Source organism: Acidovorax temperans (genome assembly GCF_028596105.1).
Lineage (GTDB): Bacteria > Pseudomonadota > Gammaproteobacteria > Burkholderiales > Burkholderiaceae_C > Acidovorax > Acidovorax temperans.
The window spans coordinates 2374488-2392507 of the sequence record NZ_CP117193.1; the positions used below are offsets into that span (position 1 = coordinate 2374488).

The window sequence follows — 18020 nt, forward strand, 5'->3', positions numbered from 1 at the left end:
CTACGTAGACCCGTAAGTAGTACCCCGTAAAGATTTGCCCTCATTGGGGCCCGCCCCGCCCAGAACAACCACCCCGCCCCATGGACGTAGATTACCGATTGGCTTTTGACTTGGCCCCCGTGGGCCTGGTGCTTTCACGCAACCGCACGATGGTGGACTGCAACCGCCATGTGTGCGAAATGTTTGGCGCGTCGCGCGAGGTATTGATGGGCCAGTCGTTCCAGATTCTCTATCCCAGCGCCGATGAGTACGAACGCCTGGGCGCACACATGGCGCCTATCCTCAACGCCAAGGGCCACTACGCCGACAACCGCGTGATGAAGCGCGCCAATGGCGAGCTGTTCTGGTGCCATGTGTCGGGCCGCGCGCTCAATCGCGACGACCCGCACGCCTCGGGCATCTGGAGTTTTGAAGACCTCAGCTCGCAGCGGCCCGTGCGCGCTGAACTCACCGGGCGCGAACGCGAGGTGGCCGCCCGCCTGCTGGAAGGGCTCACCTCCAAGGAAATCGGCAAGGCCCTGGAGATCAGCCACCGCACGGTCGAAATCTACCGCGCCCGCCTCATGCGCAAGTACAACGCATCCACAGCGGCAGACCTGGTGCACAAGCTGCTGGCGGGGCAGTAAACACCGTCAGGCAGGCTTCTTGGGCCCGTCAATCACCTCGGCGGCCGAGCGGAAGGCATCCACCGCCGTGGGCACGCCGCAGTAAATGCTGGTGTGCAGCAGCACCTCTTGAATCTCCTGCGCAGTGGCGCCGTTGTTGAGCGCGCCACGCACGTGGCCCTTGAGTTCATGCTGCTTGCCCAGCGCGGCGAGCAGGGCCACGGTGACCAGGCTGCGTGTTTTCATGTCGAGCCCAGGGCGTTGCCACACATCGCCCCACGCGTTGCGCGTGATGTATTCCTGCATGGGCATGGTGAACTCGGTGGCGTTGGCAAAGGCATTCGCCACAAAGTCTTCGCCCATCACCTGCTTGCGGGTGGCGAGGCCTTTTTCAAAATCTTTGGAAGCGGAAGTGGTCATCAAGGTACCTTCTGGAAAGGGAAGAAACTGCGGCGGCAATCCTATGATGATGCGTAGGCAAATCAAGCCGTGCACCACAAGAACCGGAGACACCCCATGACCACGCCCCGCTTTCCCCACCCCGACCTCAACAGCCTGCCCGAAGACATCCGTGCCCGCATCCTGGAAGTGCAGGAAAAGGCGGGTTTCATTCCCAACGTCTTCCTGGCATTTGCGCGCCGTCCGGCCGAATGGAGGGCCTTCTTCGCATACCACGATGCCCTCATGCTCAAAGAAGAAGGCAACCTGACGAAGGGTGAGCGCGAGATGATCGTCACCACCACCAGCGCGGCCAACCAGTGCCTGTACTGCGTGGTGGCCCATGGCGCCATCTTGCGCATTTACGAGAAAAAACCTCTGGTGGCCGACCAGGTGGCGGTGAACTACCGCAAGGCCGACATCTCGCCACGCCAGCGCGCCATGCTCGACTTTGCGATGAAGGTCTGCCAGAACTCGCACGCCATCGAAGAGGCCGATTTCACCTCCCTGCACGCGCATGGTTTTGACGATGAGGACATCTGGGACATCGCAGCCATCACGGCATTCTTCGGGCTGAGCAACCGCATGGCCAGCTTCGCGGGCATGGTGCCCAACCCCGAGTTTTACGCCATGGGCCGGCTGCCCAAAACCAAGGCATGACGCAGCTGCCCTGGCTGCTGCGCACGGCGGCCAGCGGGCTTGCGAGCCTGGGCTGCGCGGGGGCAGTGGCGGGTGGCTTTCAATGGGTGGCGGGCCAGCCCAACGCCCTGCCCCTGCACCCCTTGCCTATCGCGCTGCCTGCGGGCCGCATGCAGCCCTGGCCCAGCCATTCGCTGTTGCACAACGGCGGGCAACCGCCCACTTATTGGGTCGCAGCAGGCCTGGGGGTGCAGCGCCTGGACATCGAAGACCACCCCCTGGCCATAGCGTGGCGTGTAGAAGCCACGGCCACTTGCGCCCGACTGATCAACGTGCCCCTCAGTGAAGCCAAAGGGCCAGATGTGCACGCGGTGCAGCACAGCGAACTGCTGCCCATGACCTGCGCCGCAGGCTTTACCGACGACTGCACCAGCACTGACGGGCAATTGCGCATCCACACCACCTTTGCCGGCACGCAACGCGTGCGCACCGTGCGGGGCGGCTTTTATGGCACCGAAGGACGTATCCCGCAAACGCTGCACACCGGCACCCGCACGCTCACCATCACGCACGTTCCCTCTGGCCGCCACCTGCAACTGGTGGAGCGGCTGAACGACACCGCCGCCTACACCGCGCCCCAAACGGCCATCCGCTTCCTGCCGGGCCTGCAGCGCGTTCTGCTGCTGGGTGCTGCGCAAGACCGGGGCATGCCGCTGTGGCAGTGCGTGGTGCTGCCTTGAACGCAGACTAAGCCAACCCACCCAGCAGGGTGTCGGCAGAAGTTTGCTCTTTATTTGATAGCTACCAGCGCTTACCCAGAAAGCGCTGCAGCCACTTTTCATTAGATTTCACTCAACCTAGCTACCAAAAGGAGGCCCCCCGGCTCTGCCGGGGAGGCAGTAGAAGTTTGACTTTTCAGGAGGTTGTCCACCGTAGAGACTTTCAATCGTGAGCCGCCAAGCAAACGAAAGGAAGAAACACGATGGACAAGTATGAAAGTTTGAGTCACACGGCCTGGGATTGCAAATATCACGTGGTCTTCATCCCCAAGTGTCGAAGGCGAACGCTGTACAAGCAGCTACGCGAACACCTGGGTGAGGTATTCAGAAAGTTGGCCGCGCAAAAGGAATGCAGGGTTGAAGAGGGGCATCTGATGCCCGATCACGTGCACATGATGCTGTCGATCCCACCGAAGTACTCGGTGTCGCAGGTGGTGGGCTTTATCAAAGGCAAGAGCGCAATCCACCTTGCGCGGGTGTACGGAGAGCGAAAGCGCAACTTCGTGGGTCAGCACTTCTGGGCGCGAGGGTACTTCGTCTCGACGGTGGGACGCGACGAAGCGGTGATACGGGAGTACATCCGAAACCAGGAGAAGGAAGACGAGAGGTTGGACCAACTCGGTCTATGGAGGTGAGTAGCCACCGATAGGTGGCCCCAAGAATGAGGGGCCGCGTTAGCGACCCCTTACAGCCGCTTTGAGCGGCTCACATCCCGAATGCCCCCGGCTTTGCCGGGGGATGGTTACCTCCACCAAGGCCCGCATCCAGTCCGGCAGCGTGATGGCTTTTTGCTGCGGGAAATCCACCCAGATCGTGGTGGCCCCGCCTGCCGCGCAGATCACGCCAGGCTCGTCCACTCGCTCCATCGTGCCCCAGGTTTCAAAGGTGGTGCGGCCGGGGTCGCTCACATACAGCCTGAGCAGCACATCCGCAGGGTATTCAAGCTGGCGATAGAAGTTGCAGAAGGCGTTGACGATGACCGGCCCCTGGCCATCGGGCGCGGGGTTGCAGCCCACGGAGCGCATCCATTCGATGCGCGCTGTCTCCAGGTAGCGGAAGTACACCGTGTTGTTGACATGGCCCATGGCGTCCATGTCTCCCCAGCGCACGGGGAAGCGCATCTCGTACACCAGCTTTTTGACTTCAGGAATTTCAATCCGCATCACCCGCCCCCGCTGCCCATCACGCCACGCACATCAAACCGCAAAACCATCGTCTGCGGCAATCACCGCGCCGTTGATGAAATGGCTCTGGTCGCTGGCCAGCATCACCAGCAGTGCGTCCAGGTCTTCGGGGCTGCCCACGCGCTTGCGCGGCAGCATGTTCACCAGCTTCTGGCCTTGCTCGGTCTGCCAGTGGTGGTGGTTGATTTCGGTGTCGATGTAACCAGGGCAGATGGCGTTGGTGTTGATGCCGAACTTGCCCCACTCCAGCGCCATCGCGCGCGTCATCTGCACCACGGCGGCCTTGCTCATGCAATAGGCGCCAATCTGCGGCAGCACCTTCAGGCCTGCCATCGAGGCAATGTTGATGATGCGCCCGCCCGTGAAGCTGCCCGGCGCCGCGCCGCGCGAGCGGGCCAGCATGCGCTTGCCCACCTCTTGCGCCACAAAGAAGGCGCCCTTGACGTTGGTGTTGAAGATGAAGTCGTAGTCCTCAGGCGTCACGTCCTGGATGCGCTGGGTCGTGCTCACGCCCGAGTTGTTGACCAGGATGTCGATGGAGCCCATCTCCGTCTCGGCGTGTGCCACGGCGGCTTTGATGGAATCGTGGTCCGTCACGTCCAGCTCCACCACGTGGGCGTCGCCGCCCTCGCCTTCGATGCGGGCGCGCAGCTCCTTGAGCTTTTCGATGCGGCGGCTGGCCAGCACCACGCCTGCGCCCGCACGGGCCAGGGTGCGTGCAAACTGGGCGCCCAGGCCGCTGGAAGCGCCGGTCACGAAGGCCACGCGGCCAGACAGGTCGATGCTGTATGCCATTTGAATTTCCTCCAAATTCCGAAAAATAGAACGATCGTTCGATTGTGTGCGTTCGCTTGCATACAATCAGTCCCCAGCCAGACAGTGGACGCACCATTGCCGGTAGAAAATCAAACCATTATCAAACGCCCGACGAGACGCTCATGACAAACGAAGAAATTCTTGCCCAGTACGGTCCCCGCGAATCCATGGAGTACGACGTGGTGGTGGTCGGCGGTGGCCCTGCCGGTCTGTCGACAGCCATTCGCCTCAAGCAACTGGCTGCTGAAAACGGCAAGGATGTGTCCGTGGTCGTGCTGGAAAAAGGCTCTGAGGCCGGCGCGCACATTCTGTCGGGCGCCATCATGGACCCCAAGGCCCTGACCGAGCTGATCCCCGACTGGAAGGCCAAGGGCGCGCCACTGAACCAGCCGGTGACCGACGATGCCTACATCTTCCTGAGCAAGAAGTCGGGCTTTCGCGTGCCCAACCCGCTGCTGCCCCCCTTTGCACACAACCACGGCAACTACATCGTGAGCCTGGGCGCTGTCACCAAGTGGCTGGCCGAGCAGGCCGAAGCCCTGGGCGTGGAAATCTTCCCCGGCTTCGCGGCGGCTGAGGTGCTGTACAACGAAGACGGCTCGGTGCGCGGCGTGGCCACGGGCAACCTGGGCATCAGCAAGGAAGGCGAGCCCACCGACAACTTCCAGCTCGGCATGGAACTGCTGGGCAAGTACACCGTGTTTGCCGAAGGCGCACGCGGCCACCTGGGCAAGCAACTGATTTCCAAGTACCACCTGGACGAAGGCCGTGACCCGCAAAGCTTCGGCATCGGCATCAAGGAACTGTGGGAAATTGACCCCAAGCGCCACCAGCCCGGCTTTGTGATGCACACCGCTGGCTGGCCCATGGAGAACGACACTTATGGCGGCGCGTTCCTGTACCACCTCGAAGGCAACAAGGTCGCCGTCGGTTTTGTGACGGGTCTGGGCTATTCCAACCCCTACCTCAGCCCCTTTGAAGAATTCCAGCGCTGGAAGACCCACCCCAACGTCCGCTACTACTTCGAAAACGAGAAGGGCGAAATCACCGCCAAGCGCCTGTCGTACGGCGCACGTGCCATCAACGCCAGCGGCATCAACTCGCTGCCCAAGACGGTGTTCCCTGGCGGCGCACTGGTGGGCTGCAATGCGGGTTACCTGAACGTGGGCCGCATCAAGGGCAGCCACGCCGCCATCAAGACCGGCATGCTGGCCGCAGAAGCCGCCTATGAAGCCGTGGTGGCGGGCCGCCAGCACGACGAGCTGAGCGCCTACCCCAAGGCGTTTGAGGCCAGCTGGCTGCACACCGAGCTGAACAAGGACCGCAACTTCAAGAACTGGTTCAAATACGGCCTGACCACCGCCACGCTGATGAACGGCTTTGAGCAGTTTGTGCTGCGCGGCCATATCCCCTGGACGCTGCACCGCGACAAGCCCGACCACGCCTACCTGAAGCCTGCAGCGCAGTGCAAACCCATCGACTACCCCAAGCCCGATGGCAAGCTGACGTTTGACCGCCTCTCCAGCGTGTTCATCAGCAACACCAACCACGAAGAGAACCAGCCTGCGCACTTGACGCTCAAGGACGCCAGCGTGCCGGTGAAGATCAACCTGGCGAAGTACGCCGGCCCCGAGGCACGCTACTGCCCGGCCGGGGTGTACGAGTTTGTGCCCGACACCACCAAGGGCGGCGATGCCCAGCGCCTGCAGATCAACGCGCAAAACTGCGTGCACTGCAAGACCTGCGACATCAAGGACCCCACACAGAACATCGTGTGGGTCACGCCAGAAGGCGGTGGCGGCCCGAACTACGCTGGCATGTAAGCCAGCAAAAACCATAGCGCATTGCGCTTGAAGGGCCTGCCTTGCAGGCCCTTTTTCTTTGGATAACCGATGGCGGCACGAATAGCAGAGCACCCGCGTGGGACGGCTGCCGCAAGCACGCGGCCTGCCAGGCACAGCGAAGTAAACTCATGGGCTGGCCCCAACGCAGCCTCACCGGGGCCCGCGGTATCTCTCCTCCTCAGAAAGTCCCCGAAGATGAACTTGAAGCAATTGCCCTGGATGTCCTTGGGCGCCCTCGCCCTGGCCGTAGCCGCCATCTCCCCCGCCAGCGCACAGCAAAAATCTGTGGCCGTGACGGCCATCGTGGAACACCCTGCCCTTGACTCGGTTCGCGACGGCGTGCAGGCAGCCCTGAAAAAGGCAGGCTTCGAGTCCGGCAAAAACCTGAAGTGGCAGTACCAAAGCGCCCAGGGCAACACCGGCACCGCTGCGCAAATCGCCCGCAAGTTCGTGGGTGACAATCCCGACGCCATCGTGGCCATTGCCACGCCCTCGGCCCAGGCCGTGATTGCATCGACCAAGACGGTGCCCGTGGTCTTCTCCGCCGTGACCGACCCCGTGGCTGCCAAGCTGGTGAAAGACTGGGAGCCATCGCGCGGCAACGTGACCGGGGTGTCCGACCTGCTGGCGCTAGACAAGCAGATGGAGCTGGTCAAGCAAGTGGTGCCCAACGCCAAGCGCGTGGGCGTGGTCTACAACCCCGGCGAAGCCAACTCGGTGGTCGTGGTCAAGCAATTGCAGACCCTGTTGCCCAAGCTGGGCATGACGCTGGTGGAAGCCGCAGCGCCCCGCTCGGTGGACGTGAGCAGCGCCGCACGCAGCCTGATCGGCAAGGTCGATGTGATCTACACCAGCACCGACAACAACGTGGTGTCGGCCTACGAGGCACTGGTGAAGGTGGGCCAGGACGCCAAGATCCCACTCGTAGCATCCGACACCGACAGCGTCAAGCGCGGCGCCATCGCTGCCTTCGGCATCAACTACCGCGACCTAGGCGAGCAGACCGGCCGCATGGTGGCGCGCATCCTCAAGGGTGAAAAGCCTGGCGACATCAAGCCCGAGATCAGCACCAAGATGGAACTGTTCGTGAACCCCGGCGCTGCCGAAAAGCAGGGCGTGAAGCTGTCCGACGCGCTGGTCAAGTCGGCCGCGCAAGTGGTGCAGTAAGCACCGCCGTGCTGCAGGGCTGGGCGTATGCCCGGCCCCTCCGGCAGGAGCCATGCCCCGCGTGGCTCCTGCTTTGTTTTTCCCCTTGCTGGCCCCGCTGCCCATGTCCTTCTTTTCCCTGCTCGGCGCCGTTGAAATCGGCCTGATCTTCAGCCTGGTGGCCCTGGGCGTTTTCATTTCGTTCCGGCTGCTGCGCTTTCCTGACCTCACGGTGGATGGCAGCTTTCCGCTGGGCGGCGCCGTCTGCGCCATTCTGATTTCCACCGGCACCAACGCCTGGGTGGCCACGCTGGCTGCCACGGCGGCAGGTGCCGTGGCCGGGCTGATCACCGGCTGGCTCAACGTCAAGCTCAAGATCATGGACCTGCTGGCCAGCATCCTGATGATGATTGCGCTGTACTCCATCAACCTGCGCATCATGGGCGGGCCCAACGTGCCTCTCATCAACGACCCCACCCTGTTCGTGCTGCTGCAGCCCGAAGGCATGCAGGACTACATTGCGCGCCCGCTGATCCTCGCCGTCATCGTGGTGGCCGCCAAGCTGCTGCTGGACTGGTTCTTTGCTACCGAACGCGGCCTGGCCATTCGCGCCACCGGGTCGAATGCCCGCATGGCCCGCGCGCAGGGCGTGAACACCGGCGCCATGCTGCTGCTGGGCATGGCCATCTCCAACGGGCTGGTGGGCCTGGCCGGTGCGCTGTTTGCGCAAACGCAGGGCGGCTCGGACATTTCCATGGGCATCGGCACCATCGTCATCGGCCTGGCTGCCGTGATCGTGGGCGAGAGCATCCTGCCCTCGCGCCGCCTGATCTATGCCACGCTGGCGGTCATCATCGGCGCCATCGCCTACCGCTTCTTCATTGCTCTGGCGCTCAACAGCGACTTCATCGGCCTCAAGGCACAAGACCTGAACCTGGTCACCGCCGTGCTGGTGGCCGTGGCGCTGGTGATTCCGCAGCTCAAGCGCAAGTTCGCCAAGCGCAAGCCGTCCTGAACCCGCGCACCGAAAGAGCCCCATGCTGAGCGCCCAACACCTCGAAATCACCTTCAACCCCGGCACGCCGATCGAAACGCGCGCACTGCGCGGCATGTCGCTGGACATCCCGGCCGGGCAGTTCGTCACCGTCATTGGCTCCAATGGCGCCGGCAAGTCCACCTTTTTGAACGCCATTTCGGGCGATCAGACAGTGGACAGCGGCCGCATCGCCATCGATGGCGTGGACGTCACCCGTATGCCCGTGTGGGCCCGTGCCGAGCGCGTGGCCCGCGTGTTCCAGGACCCGATGGCGGGCACCTGCGAAGACCTCACCATCGAAGAAAACATGGCACTGGCCCAGCGCCGCGGCACGTTCCGCAACCTGGGCCGCGCCGTCAAGGCATCGATGCGCGAGGGCTTTCGCGAGCGCCTGGCCACACTGGGCCTGGGGCTGGAAAACCGCCTGACTGACCGGATTGGCCTGCTCTCGGGCGGCCAGCGCCAGGCCGTGAGCCTGCTGATGGCAGCGCTGCAGCCCTCGCGCATCCTGCTGCTTGACGAGCACACCGCCGCACTCGACCCGCGCACCGCTGACTTCGTGCTGCGGCTGACCGAACGCATCGTGGCCGAAAGCCAGCTGACCACCATGATGGTCACGCACAGCATGCGCCAGGCGCTGGATGTGGGCGACCGCACGGTGATGCTGCACCAGGGCCAGGTGGTGCTGGATGTGTCGGGCGAAGAGCGCAAGCGCCTGGATGTGCCCGACCTGCTGCAGATGTTCGAGAAGGTGCGCGGCGAAAAGCTGGCCGACGACGCACTGCTGCTGGGCTGACAGCAGCCAGCCGCTCCACCAAGACGCTACTGAATTAATAGCTGCTGGCGCTTACTACATAAGCGCCAGCAGCTATTTTTGTTCATAACGCCCCCATTACACGCCCAACGGTAGATCCGCCTTTTTCAGCGTGCGCAGCACAAAGCTGGAACGGCTGTGGCGAATGCCTTTGATCTTGTAGAGCTTCTCACGCAGCAGGCGCTCGTAGTCGCGCGTGTCTTTCACCACGATGCGCAGCAGGTAGTCGTAGTCGCCCGATACCAGGTGCGCCTCGATCACCTCCGGGATGCTGGCCAGCGTCTCACCAAACTTCTCCAGCGTGTTGTCTGAATGGCTGTCGAGCGTGACCTGTACCAGCACCGTATCGGCCAAATCGAGCGCCTGCGGGTTGATACGCACCGTGTAGCCCTGGATCACCCCGGCTTCCTCCATCTTCTTGATGCGCCCCCAGCAAGGCGAAGGGCTCAGCCCCACGGCCTGCCCAATCTCTTGCAGGCTGGCTCGGGCATCGGCCTGCAATACAGCGAGAATTTTTCGGTCAATCTTGTCCATGGCAGCCATTATTCCGCCACGGACACCAAATCAGAAGATATTTCTGTTTTATTCAAAATTTGAAGACAAAACAGAAAACAAAACCGGGGCGCGGTCTGCATACTCACTGCATCAAGGCGCTCTTACCGGAGCCGCCCCAACTGCCAAGGCCCCGGCTGGTTACCGCCAGCACGGGGCGCTTGCCATTCAGGGCCCCACAACAGCTATGGGCAGACTGCGCAGTTGCCCAGGCGACTGATAAGCACACTTACCAGCACAAACCCCGATGCTCTGGCGCGACGGAGGCCAACATAATGGAATTGAACCGGCGCGCCACCGTGGCTGCGCCCCACCACAGGAGACACCATGCAATTGACCAAACTCGTCGTCGGCCTGAGCCTTGCTTTGGGCTTTGTTGCCACAGCGGCCGCGCAGACCACCATGCGCATCAGCATCTCTGTCGCCCAGAACTCGCACCAGGGCGTGGCCATCGACACGTTTGCCAAGGAAGTGGAAAAGCGCACGGGCGGCCGCTACAAGGTTCAGACCTTCTACAACGGCGCACTGGGCGGTGAGCGCGAATCCATCGAAGCCGTGCAGTTGGGCACGCAAGAGCTGGCCTTCAGCTCCAGTGGCCCCATCCCCAACTTTGTGCCCGAGACCAAAATCCTCGACGTACCCTTCCTCTTCCGCGACAAGGCCCATGCCCGCGCGGTGCTCGATGGCCCCATCGGCCAAGAGCTGCTGGCCAAGTTCGACGCCAAGGGCTTCAAGGCCCTGGCCTGGGCAGAAAACGGCTTCCGTCACATGACGAACAGCAAGCGTTCGGTAAACGGCCCTGAAGACCTCAAGGGCCTGAAGATGCGCACCATGGAGAACCCCGTGCACATCGCCGCCTACAAGGGTTTTGGCATCATCACCACGCCCATGGCCTTCCCTGAAGTGTTCACTGCTCTGCAACAAGGCACCGTGGACGGCCAGGAGAACCCCCTGCCCGTGATCATCTCGGCCAAGTTCGACCAGGTGCAAAAGCACTTGACGCTGACGGGCCACGTCTACTCGCCCTGCATCTTCGTGATGAACAAGGCCGCGTTTGACAAGCTCAGCGCTGCAGACAAGCAGGCCTTCATCGACGCCGCCAAGGAAGGCACCAAGGCCAACCGCGCCCGTGTGGACGAAGACGACGCCAAGGGCGTGGCCGACCTGCGCGCCAAGGGCATGACCGTGGTGGACAACCCCGACAAGTCCAAGTTTGTGGCAGCCCTGGCCCCAGTGAATGCCGAGTTTGAAAAGCAATTCGGCAAGGCCACACTCGACAAGATCCGTGCCGTGAAGTAATCGCATGGAATCTTCGCGTTCGCTACACAAATCATAGCTAGTACCGCCCGTTGGCATTGCGCCAACGGGCTTTTTCGTTCATGAAAAAAACTTTTCTTCAATTAGAGCGGTGGACCACCGGCGCAGCCATGGCAGCGGCCTGCCTGATGCTGGCCATCGCCTCGTCGCTGGGCATGTTCCAGATCCTGATGCGCTTTGTGTTGGAGCAGCCTGCCGAGTGGACCGAGGTGCTCATCCGCTTCAGCCTGATCTGGATGGTGTTTCTGGCCATTCCCGCAGCCTTTCGCCAGGGGGCGATGGTGAGCGTGGACGTCCTCTACCGCTGGAGCCCGCCAGCCCTGCGCCGCGTGCTGGATGCGGTGGTGAGCCTGGCCGCACTGGCACTGATTGCGGTGATCGTCTGGTTTGGCTGGGACTACGCCAAGCGCGGCGGTGTGCAGACCATGGCGGGGCTGGAATCGGTGTCCATGTTCTGGGCCTATTTGGCGCTGCCCGTGGGTGGGCTGTTCAGCGCCGTAGGAATCATCGGCAACTGGGTTGACCCCCAACGCCAGGAACTGGAGACAGCGCAATGACCACCACCATGCTTTTCACCATGGTGTTGTGCTTTGCACTCACCGTCTCGGTGGCCGTGTCCATCGGGCTTGCGTCCATTCTGGGCATTCAGGTATCCAACGCCAACATGCTGATCTCGGTGAAGGAAATGTTCGCCTCGATCAACAAGTTTCCGCTGGCGGCCATTCCATTCTTCATCCTCGCAGGCAACCTGATGGAAACCGGCGGTATCTCACGCCGCCTGGTGGAATTTGCCAAGAGCATTGTGGGCGGCGTGCAAGGCGGCCTGCCCATGACCTGCGTGCTCACCTGCATGATCTTTGCGGCGGTGTCGGGCTCGTCGGTGGCCACCACGTTTGCGATTGGCGCCATTTTGATTCCTGCGCTCATCAAGCACGGCTACCCCACCAGCTACGCAGCAGCCCTGCAGGCCACCAGTGCCGAGCTGGGCGTGATCATTCCACCCTCCATCCCCATGATTCTTTACGGCGTGAGCGCCGAAGTGTCGATTGGCGAGCTGTTCATCGCGGGCTTTGGCCCCGGCATCCTCATCAGCCTGGCGCTGATGGCGTTTGTGTGGGTGTACTGCAAGATCAAAGGCTGGGGCAAGAACGATGGAGATGGGCGCCTGTCCTTTGGCAAGGCCACCTTGCAGGCGGGCTGGGCGCTGCTGATGCCCGTCATCATCCTGGGCGGCATCTATGGCGGCGTGTTCACCCCCACCGAAGCCTCGGCCGTGGCGGTGTTCTATGCACTCCTCGTGGGCGTGGTGATCTACCGCGAGATCAAGGTCAAAGACCTGTACGCCATCCTGCGCAAGTCGGCTCTCTCGTCGGCCGTGATCATGTTCATCATTGCCAACGCCGGGCTGTTCGCCTTCCTCATCACGCGCGCAGGTGTGCCCGATGCGATTGGCCGCTGGCTTGAAGCCGTGCTGCAGTCGCCCACCATGTTCCTGCTGGGGGTGAATGCTGCGCTGTTCATCATCGGCATGTTCATCGAGACCAGCGCCGCCATCATCGTGCTGGCGCCCATCCTTGCGCCGGTGGCGATGCACTTTGGTGTGGACCCGGTGCACTTCGGGCTCATCATGGTGGTGAATCTGGCGCTGGGCATGATCACGCCGCCCTTCGGCGTGAACTTGTTTGCGGCCTGCACGGTGGCCAGGATTTCGCTCGATCGCATCGTCGGCCACCTGCTGCCGTTCGTGGGCGTGATCCTGGTGTGCCTGCTGGTCATCACCTATGTGCCATCGATCTCGTTAGGGCTGCGCGACCTGGTCTACGCAAAGTAGGCTTACAATCGCGGCCGTCAGGAGAGAGTGCCCCACCTTCGATGAAGGCAGCGCGGCACCGCCGAAGGCGCAGGCAGCAGCCGAACGCTCAGGCAAAAGGACTGACAACCGCCCGCAGTGATGCGGGCGTTCCCTTGCTGGAGAGAGATGGCTCGCACAGTGCGTGATGAAGCCATCCACCGAAGGAGCAAACCGCACGGCCAGCCAAGGCGCTGCGGTGAATCTCTCAGGTAAAGCGGACAGCAGGGCAAATTCCGTAACCCACCGGGTTGCGGCCCCCATTTGCCCTGGAGTCATCCCATGTCCGCAGCCTCTTCCGCACCTGCCACGCCAGCCGCTCCCCTGCTCACCACACCGCTGAACGCCCTGCACATCAAACTGGGTGCCCGCATGGTGCCGTTTGCCGGTTACTCCATGCCCGTGCAGTACCCCGCTGGCCTGATGGCCGAGCACGTACACACCCGCACCGCTGCAGGCCTGTTCGACGTGTCGCACATGGGCCAGCTCAAGCTCATCGGAGCGGATGCTGCTGCCGCGTTTGAAACCCTGATGCCCGTGGACGTGATCGACCTGCCCGTGGGCAAGCAGCGTTACGGCCTGCTGCTGACCGACGAAGGCACCATCATCGACGACCTGATGTTTTTCAACCAGGGCGTGGTGGATGGCGAGCCTACGCTGTTCGTCATCGTGAATGGCGCGTGCAAGGTGGGTGACATTGCCCACATCCAGGCGCGCATCGGCCAGCGCTGCAAAGTGGTGCCCATGCCCGACCACGCGCTGCTGGCGCTGCAAGGCCCGCAGGCAGCCACGGCCCTCGCCCGCCTGGCACCCGGTGTGGAAAAGCTGGTGTTCATGACCGGTGGCGCATTCAGCATCGCAGGCTGCGACTGCTTTGTAACCCGCAGCGGCTACACCGGTGAAGACGGTTTTGAAATCTCGGTGCCCGCCGCACAGGCCGACACCCTGGCCCGCGCCCTGCTGGCCCAGCCCGAAGTCAAGCCCATTGGCCTGGGCGCTCGCAACTCGCTGCGCCTGGAAGCCGGCTTGTGCCTGTATGGCAACGACATCGACACCACCACCACGCCCCCTGAAGCTGCGCTGAACTGGGCCATTCAGAAGGTGCGCCGCACCGGTGGTGCCCGTGCAGGCGGCTTCCCCGGCGCCGACAAGGTGCTGGCCCAGATCGACAACCCCGCCACGCTGCCACGCAAGCGCGTGGGCCTGGTGGCGCTGGAGCGCGTGCCCGTGCGCGAACACACCGAACTGCAAAGCGAAGGCGGCCAGAAGATTGGCGAAGTGACCAGCGGCCTGCTGGGCCCCACCGTGAACGAACCCATCGCCATCGGCTATGTCACACCCGCCTTCGCAGCGGTGGGCACACGCGTCAACGCCATGGTGCGCGGCAAGGCCGTGCCCATGGAAGTGCGCGCCATGCCTTTCGTGCCCGCCAACTACTTCCGCGGATAAGCAGCCCAGCGCGCCCCCACCGGGCGCAGAACGGCCCGCCACAAAACGGGCCAAGCCGCTTACATTGCAGATTCCTAAACTTTTTCAATTGCTTGAGGAGCTCCCCATGACCGTCAAATTCTCCAAAGACCACGAGTGGATCAACGCTGCTGATGCCAACGCCGCTGTGGTGGGCATCACCGTGCATGCGCAAGACGCGCTGGGCGACGTGGTGTTTGTGGACCTGCCCGAAGTGGGCAAGACCTTCGCGCAAGGCGAAGTGGCTGGCGTGGTCGAGTCGGTGAAAGCCGCTGCAGACGTGTACATGCCCGTCACCGGCGAAATCGTGGAAGTGAACGAAGCCCTGCGCGCAGACCCATCCCTTGCCAACAGCGACCCGCTCAACGCTGGCTGGTTCTTCAAGGTCAAGCTGGCAGACGCTGCACAGCTCAACGACCTGATGGACGAAACCGCCTACAGCGCATTCGCTGCCAGCGCCTGATTCTTTCACTATAAAAATCATAGCTGCCAGCGCTTATTCCTGAAGCCTTCAGAGCCAAAAACCTCTGAAACAGGAACCACACAGCGCGGCAGCTTTTCTTTCACCTGCCCACCCTTGCCCGCACCATGAACGCGCCTGCCCTGCCCCTGTCTGCGCTTGAGAACGCCGCCGAATTCCTGCCCCGCCACATCGGCATCGACGCAGCGGACGAAGCCCACATGCTGTCTGTGATTGGCGAGGCCTCGCGCCGCGCGCTCATCGACTCCATCGTGCCGCGCTCCATCGCGCGCACCCAGGCCATGGACCTGCCCCCGGCTACCACCGAGGCAGCGGCGCTGGCCGAGCTCAAGGCCATCGCGGGCAAGAACAAGCTGCTCAAGAGCTTCATCGGCCAGGGCTACTACGGCACGCACACGCCGGGCGTCATCCTGCGCAACATTCTGGAGAACCCCGCCTGGTACACCGCCTACACGCCCTACCAGGCTGAAATCTCCCAAGGCCGCATGGAAGCCCTGGTCAACTTCCAGACCATGGTGTGCGACCTGACGGGCATGCCCATTGCCAATGCGTCCATGCTCGACGAAGCCACGGCGGCCGCCGAAGCGATGACGCTGGCCAGGCGCTCGGTCAAGAGCAAGAGCAACGTGTTCGTGGTGGCGGGCGATGCCCACCCCCAAACCATTGAAGTCATCCAGACCCGCGCCAAGCCCCTGGGCCTGGAAGTGCGCCTGGCCAACTCGGCCGAAGAATGGAACACCCTGCTGGACGGCGATTACTTCGCCGTGCTGGCCCAATACCCCGCCACCAGCGGCCGCATCGACGACCTGCGCGCTGATGTGGAAAAGGCGCACGCCAAGCAAGCCGCCTTCATCGTGGCAGCCGACCTGCTGGCCCTGACGCTGATCACACCGCCCGGCGAACAAGGCGCCGACATCGTGGTCGGCACCACCCAGCGCTTTGGCATGCCCATGGGCGCGGGCGGCCCGCACGCCGCCTACATGGCCTGCCGCGACGAATTCAAGCGCAGCATGCCCGGCCGCCTGGTGGGCGTGAGCGTGGACGTGCATGGCAAGCCCGCCTACCGCCTGGCGCTGCAAACACGCGAACAGCACATCCGCCGCGAAAAGGCCACCTCCAACATCTGCACTGCGCAGGTGCTGCCCGCCGTCATCGCCAGCATGTACGCCGTGTACCACGGCCCCGAAGGCCTCAAGCGCATCGCACAGCGCGTGGCCAGCTACACCGCCATCCTGGCGCAAGGCCTGAAGCAACTGGGCGCCCCCGTGCGTGAACAAGCCAGCTTCGACACGCTGAGCCTGCACACCGGAGCCGCTACCAAATCCATAGCTGCTCGCGCTGTATCCATGGGCGCTAACCTGCGAATTTACTTTGAAGAATACCTGTGCATCTCGCTGGACGAGACCACCACACGCGCCGACATCGAGCTGCTGTGGAAGGTGTTTGCCAAAGAAGGCCAGCAGCTTCCCACCTTCGACGCCTTTGAAAACGGCGTGGAGTCGCTGATCCCTGCCGCCCTGCGCCGCACCAGCAGCTACCTCACACACCCGGTGTTCAACACCCACCACTCCGAAACCGGCATGCTGCGCTACATCCGCGCGCTGTCTGACAAAGACTTGGCACTGGACCGCAGCATGATCCCGCTGGGCTCGTGCACCATGAAGCTCAACGCCACCAGCGAGATGATCCCCATCACCTGGCCCGAGTTTGCCAACGTGCACCCCTTTGCCCCTGCAGACCAGCAGCAAGGCTACAAGGAACTGGACGAACTGCTGCGCGCCTGGCTGTGCCAGGCCACCGGCTACGCAGGCATCAGCCTGCAACCCAACGCGGGTTCGCAAGGTGAGTACGCTGGCCTGCTGGCCATCAAGGGCTACCACGAATCGCGTGGCGAAGGCCACCGCAACATCTGCCTCATCCCCAGCAGCGCCCACGGCACCAACCCCGCCAGCGCCCAGATGGTGGGCATGCAGGTGGTGGTGACCAAGTGCGACGACAACGGCAACGTGGACATGGCCGACCTCAAGGCCAAGTGCGAACAGCACAGCGCCAATTTGGCCGCGATCATGATCACCTACCCCAGCACGCACGGCGTGTTTGAAACCAGCGTGAAAGAACTGTGCGCCCTGGTGCACAGCCACGGCGGCCGCGTGTACGTGGACGGCGCCAACATGAACGCCCTGGTCGGTGTGGCCGCCCCCGGCGAGTTCGGCGGCGACGTGAGCCACCTGAACCTGCACAAAACCTTCTGCATCCCCCACGGCGGTGGCGGCCCTGGCGTCGGCCCCGTCTGCGTGGTGGAAGACCTGGTGCCCTTCCTGCCCGGCCATGACACCGGCGGCGTGAAGGGCGGCGTGGGTGCCGTCAGCGCCGCGCCCCTGGGCAATGCTGCCGTGCTGCCCATCAGCTGGATGTACATCCGCATGATGGGCGCCGAAGGCCTGAAGGCCGCGACCGAAACCGCCATCCTCAGCGCCAACTACATCAGCGCCCGCCTCAAGGACCACTACCCCACGCTGTACGCCAGCGAAAACGGCCACGTGGCCCACGAGTGCATTCTGGACCTGCGCCAGCTCAAGGACACCAGCGGCGTGATGGCCGAAGATGTGGCCAAGCGCCTGATTGACTACGGCTTCCACGCCCCTACGCTCAGCTTCCCTGTGCCCAACACGCTGATGGTGGAGCCCACCGAGAGCGAAACCCTGTTTGAGCTGGACCGCTTCATCGACGCAATGATCGCCATCCGCGAAGAAATCCGCCAGATCGAAAACGGCCAACTGCCACAGGACAACAACCCGCTCAAGAACGCGCCCCACACCGCAGAAAGCCTGCTGGGCACCGAGTGGAACCGCCCCTACACCCGCGAAGCCGCCGCCTACCCCGTGGCCGCCCTGCGCCAGTCCAAATACTGGTCGCCCGTGGGCCGGGTGGACAACGTCTACGGCGACCGCAACCTGTTCTGCAGCTGCTTGCCGGTGAGCGAATTGGCGTAAAGCCCGCTGATGCAGCGCTGTGATGGCGCTGCCCATAAAAACAAAGGCCCGGTGACGGGC

The 18020-nt window shown here is 63.0% G+C and carries 17 protein-coding genes, 1 pseudogene and 2 riboswitches; of the genes and pseudogenes, 14 read left to right on the top strand and 4 right to left on the bottom strand.

Annotated features, from left to right (window positions below):
- Window positions 1-80: 80 nt before the first annotated feature.
- The gene (locus tag PQV96_RS11180; protein WP_044402105.1) at window positions 81-626 is read left to right on the top strand and encodes a PAS and helix-turn-helix domain-containing protein; all 546 of its coding nucleotides are present in this window, start codon (window positions 81-83) and stop codon (window positions 624-626) included.
- A 6-nt stretch (window positions 627-632) separates the two neighbouring features.
- On the opposite strand, the gene PQV96_RS11185 is transcribed toward PQV96_RS11180, so the two are convergent.
- Window positions 633-1025: a carboxymuconolactone decarboxylase family protein gene (locus PQV96_RS11185; protein WP_066697743.1), complete on the bottom strand. Its 393-nt coding sequence runs from the start codon at window positions 1023-1025 to the stop codon at window positions 633-635.
- A gap of 96 nt (window positions 1026-1121) precedes the next feature.
- Here PQV96_RS11185 and PQV96_RS11190 point away from each other — a divergent pair, with 96 nt between their 5' ends.
- From PQV96_RS11190 to tnpA, 3 genes are all read left to right on the top strand, one after another.
- Window positions 1122-1703, top strand: coding sequence for a peroxidase-related enzyme (locus PQV96_RS11190; protein ID WP_066697741.1), 582 nt, complete (start codon window positions 1122-1124; stop codon window positions 1701-1703).
- Window positions 1700-2422 (top strand): hypothetical protein, encoded by a 723-nt coding sequence (locus PQV96_RS11195; protein WP_273622942.1) that lies wholly within the window; start codon window positions 1700-1702, stop codon window positions 2420-2422. Before PQV96_RS11190 ends, PQV96_RS11195 begins: the two co-directional genes overlap by 4 nt.
- 242 nt (window positions 2423-2664) lie before the next feature.
- Window positions 2665-3096, top strand: coding sequence for an IS200/IS605 family transposase (gene tnpA, locus PQV96_RS11200; RefSeq protein ID WP_026437438.1), 432 nt, complete (start codon window positions 2665-2667; stop codon window positions 3094-3096).
- Window positions 3097-3210: 114 nt separating this feature from the next.
- Here the strand turns inward: tnpA and PQV96_RS11205 are convergent.
- A pseudogene (locus PQV96_RS11205) lies at window positions 3211-3624 on the bottom strand (acyl-CoA thioesterase); the annotation flags it as partial.
- A 33-nt stretch (window positions 3625-3657) separates the two neighbouring features.
- Complete coding sequence (locus PQV96_RS11210; protein ID WP_044402016.1) at window positions 3658-4440, bottom strand: SDR family oxidoreductase; 783 nt, start codon at window positions 4438-4440, stop codon at window positions 3658-3660.
- A gap of 143 nt (window positions 4441-4583) precedes the next feature.
- On the opposite strand from PQV96_RS11210, the gene PQV96_RS11215 reads away from it, so the two are divergent.
- The 4 genes from PQV96_RS11215 (at window position 4584) to PQV96_RS11230 (ending at window position 9283) form a co-directional block, all read left to right on the top strand.
- Entirely contained in the window at window positions 4584-6284 is a 1701-nt protein-coding gene (locus PQV96_RS11215; protein WP_273622952.1) for an electron transfer flavoprotein-ubiquinone oxidoreductase, read from the top strand.
- 216 nt (window positions 6285-6500) lie between these two features.
- On the top strand, window positions 6501-7472 hold the full coding sequence (locus PQV96_RS11220; protein ID WP_142084408.1) for an ABC transporter substrate-binding protein: 972 nt from the start codon (window positions 6501-6503) through the stop codon (window positions 7470-7472).
- 103 nt (window positions 7473-7575) lie between these two features.
- A complete protein-coding gene (locus PQV96_RS11225; protein WP_142084410.1) occupies window positions 7576-8466 on the top strand; it encodes an ABC transporter permease in 891 nt (296 codons plus the stop codon).
- A 22-nt stretch (window positions 8467-8488) separates the two neighbouring features.
- Window positions 8489-9283: an ABC transporter ATP-binding protein gene (locus PQV96_RS11230; protein WP_273622955.1), complete on the top strand. Its 795-nt coding sequence runs from the start codon at window positions 8489-8491 to the stop codon at window positions 9281-9283.
- Between the two features lie 96 nt (window positions 9284-9379).
- Here the strand turns inward: PQV96_RS11230 and PQV96_RS11235 are convergent, their stop codons facing one another.
- Window positions 9380-9835, bottom strand: a complete 456-nt coding sequence (locus PQV96_RS11235; protein WP_044402098.1) for an Lrp/AsnC family transcriptional regulator — start codon at window positions 9833-9835, stop codon at window positions 9380-9382.
- A gap of 345 nt (window positions 9836-10180) precedes the next feature.
- Between PQV96_RS11235 and PQV96_RS11240 the strand changes: the two genes are divergently transcribed.
- The 6 genes from PQV96_RS11240 to gcvP all read left to right on the top strand — a co-directional run bounded on the left by PQV96_RS11240 (window position 10181) and on the right by gcvP (window position 17960).
- Window positions 10181-11152: a TRAP transporter substrate-binding protein gene (locus tag PQV96_RS11240; RefSeq protein WP_273622957.1), complete on the top strand. Its 972-nt coding sequence runs from the start codon at window positions 10181-10183 to the stop codon at window positions 11150-11152.
- Window positions 11153-11232: 80 nt separating this feature from the next.
- Window positions 11233-11727 carry a TRAP transporter small permease gene (locus PQV96_RS11245; protein WP_273622958.1) on the top strand — a complete coding sequence of 165 codons (495 nt, stop codon included), beginning with the start codon at window positions 11233-11235 and terminating at the stop codon, window positions 11725-11727.
- On the top strand, window positions 11724-13001 hold the full coding sequence (locus PQV96_RS11250) for a TRAP transporter large permease (RefSeq protein WP_273622959.1): 1278 nt from the start codon (window positions 11724-11726) through the stop codon (window positions 12999-13001). Before PQV96_RS11245 ends, PQV96_RS11250 begins: the two co-directional genes overlap by 4 nt.
- An 8-nt stretch (window positions 13002-13009) precedes the next feature.
- Window positions 13010-13115: riboswitch (glycine riboswitch) on the top strand.
- A 13-nt stretch (window positions 13116-13128) separates the two neighbouring features.
- Window positions 13129-13254: riboswitch (glycine riboswitch) on the top strand.
- 47 nt (window positions 13255-13301) lie between these two features.
- A complete protein-coding gene (gene gcvT, locus PQV96_RS11255) occupies window positions 13302-14468 on the top strand; it encodes a glycine cleavage system aminomethyltransferase GcvT (RefSeq protein ID WP_273622960.1) in 1167 nt (388 codons plus the stop codon).
- 106 nt (window positions 14469-14574) lie between these two features.
- Window positions 14575-14949: a glycine cleavage system protein GcvH gene (gene gcvH / locus PQV96_RS11260; protein WP_044401996.1), complete on the top strand. Its 375-nt coding sequence runs from the start codon at window positions 14575-14577 to the stop codon at window positions 14947-14949.
- A 125-nt stretch (window positions 14950-15074) separates the two neighbouring features.
- On the top strand, window positions 15075-17960 hold the full coding sequence (gene gcvP, locus PQV96_RS11265; protein WP_273622961.1) for an aminomethyl-transferring glycine dehydrogenase: 2886 nt from the start codon (window positions 15075-15077) through the stop codon (window positions 17958-17960).
- Window positions 17961-18020 lie beyond the last annotated feature (60 nt).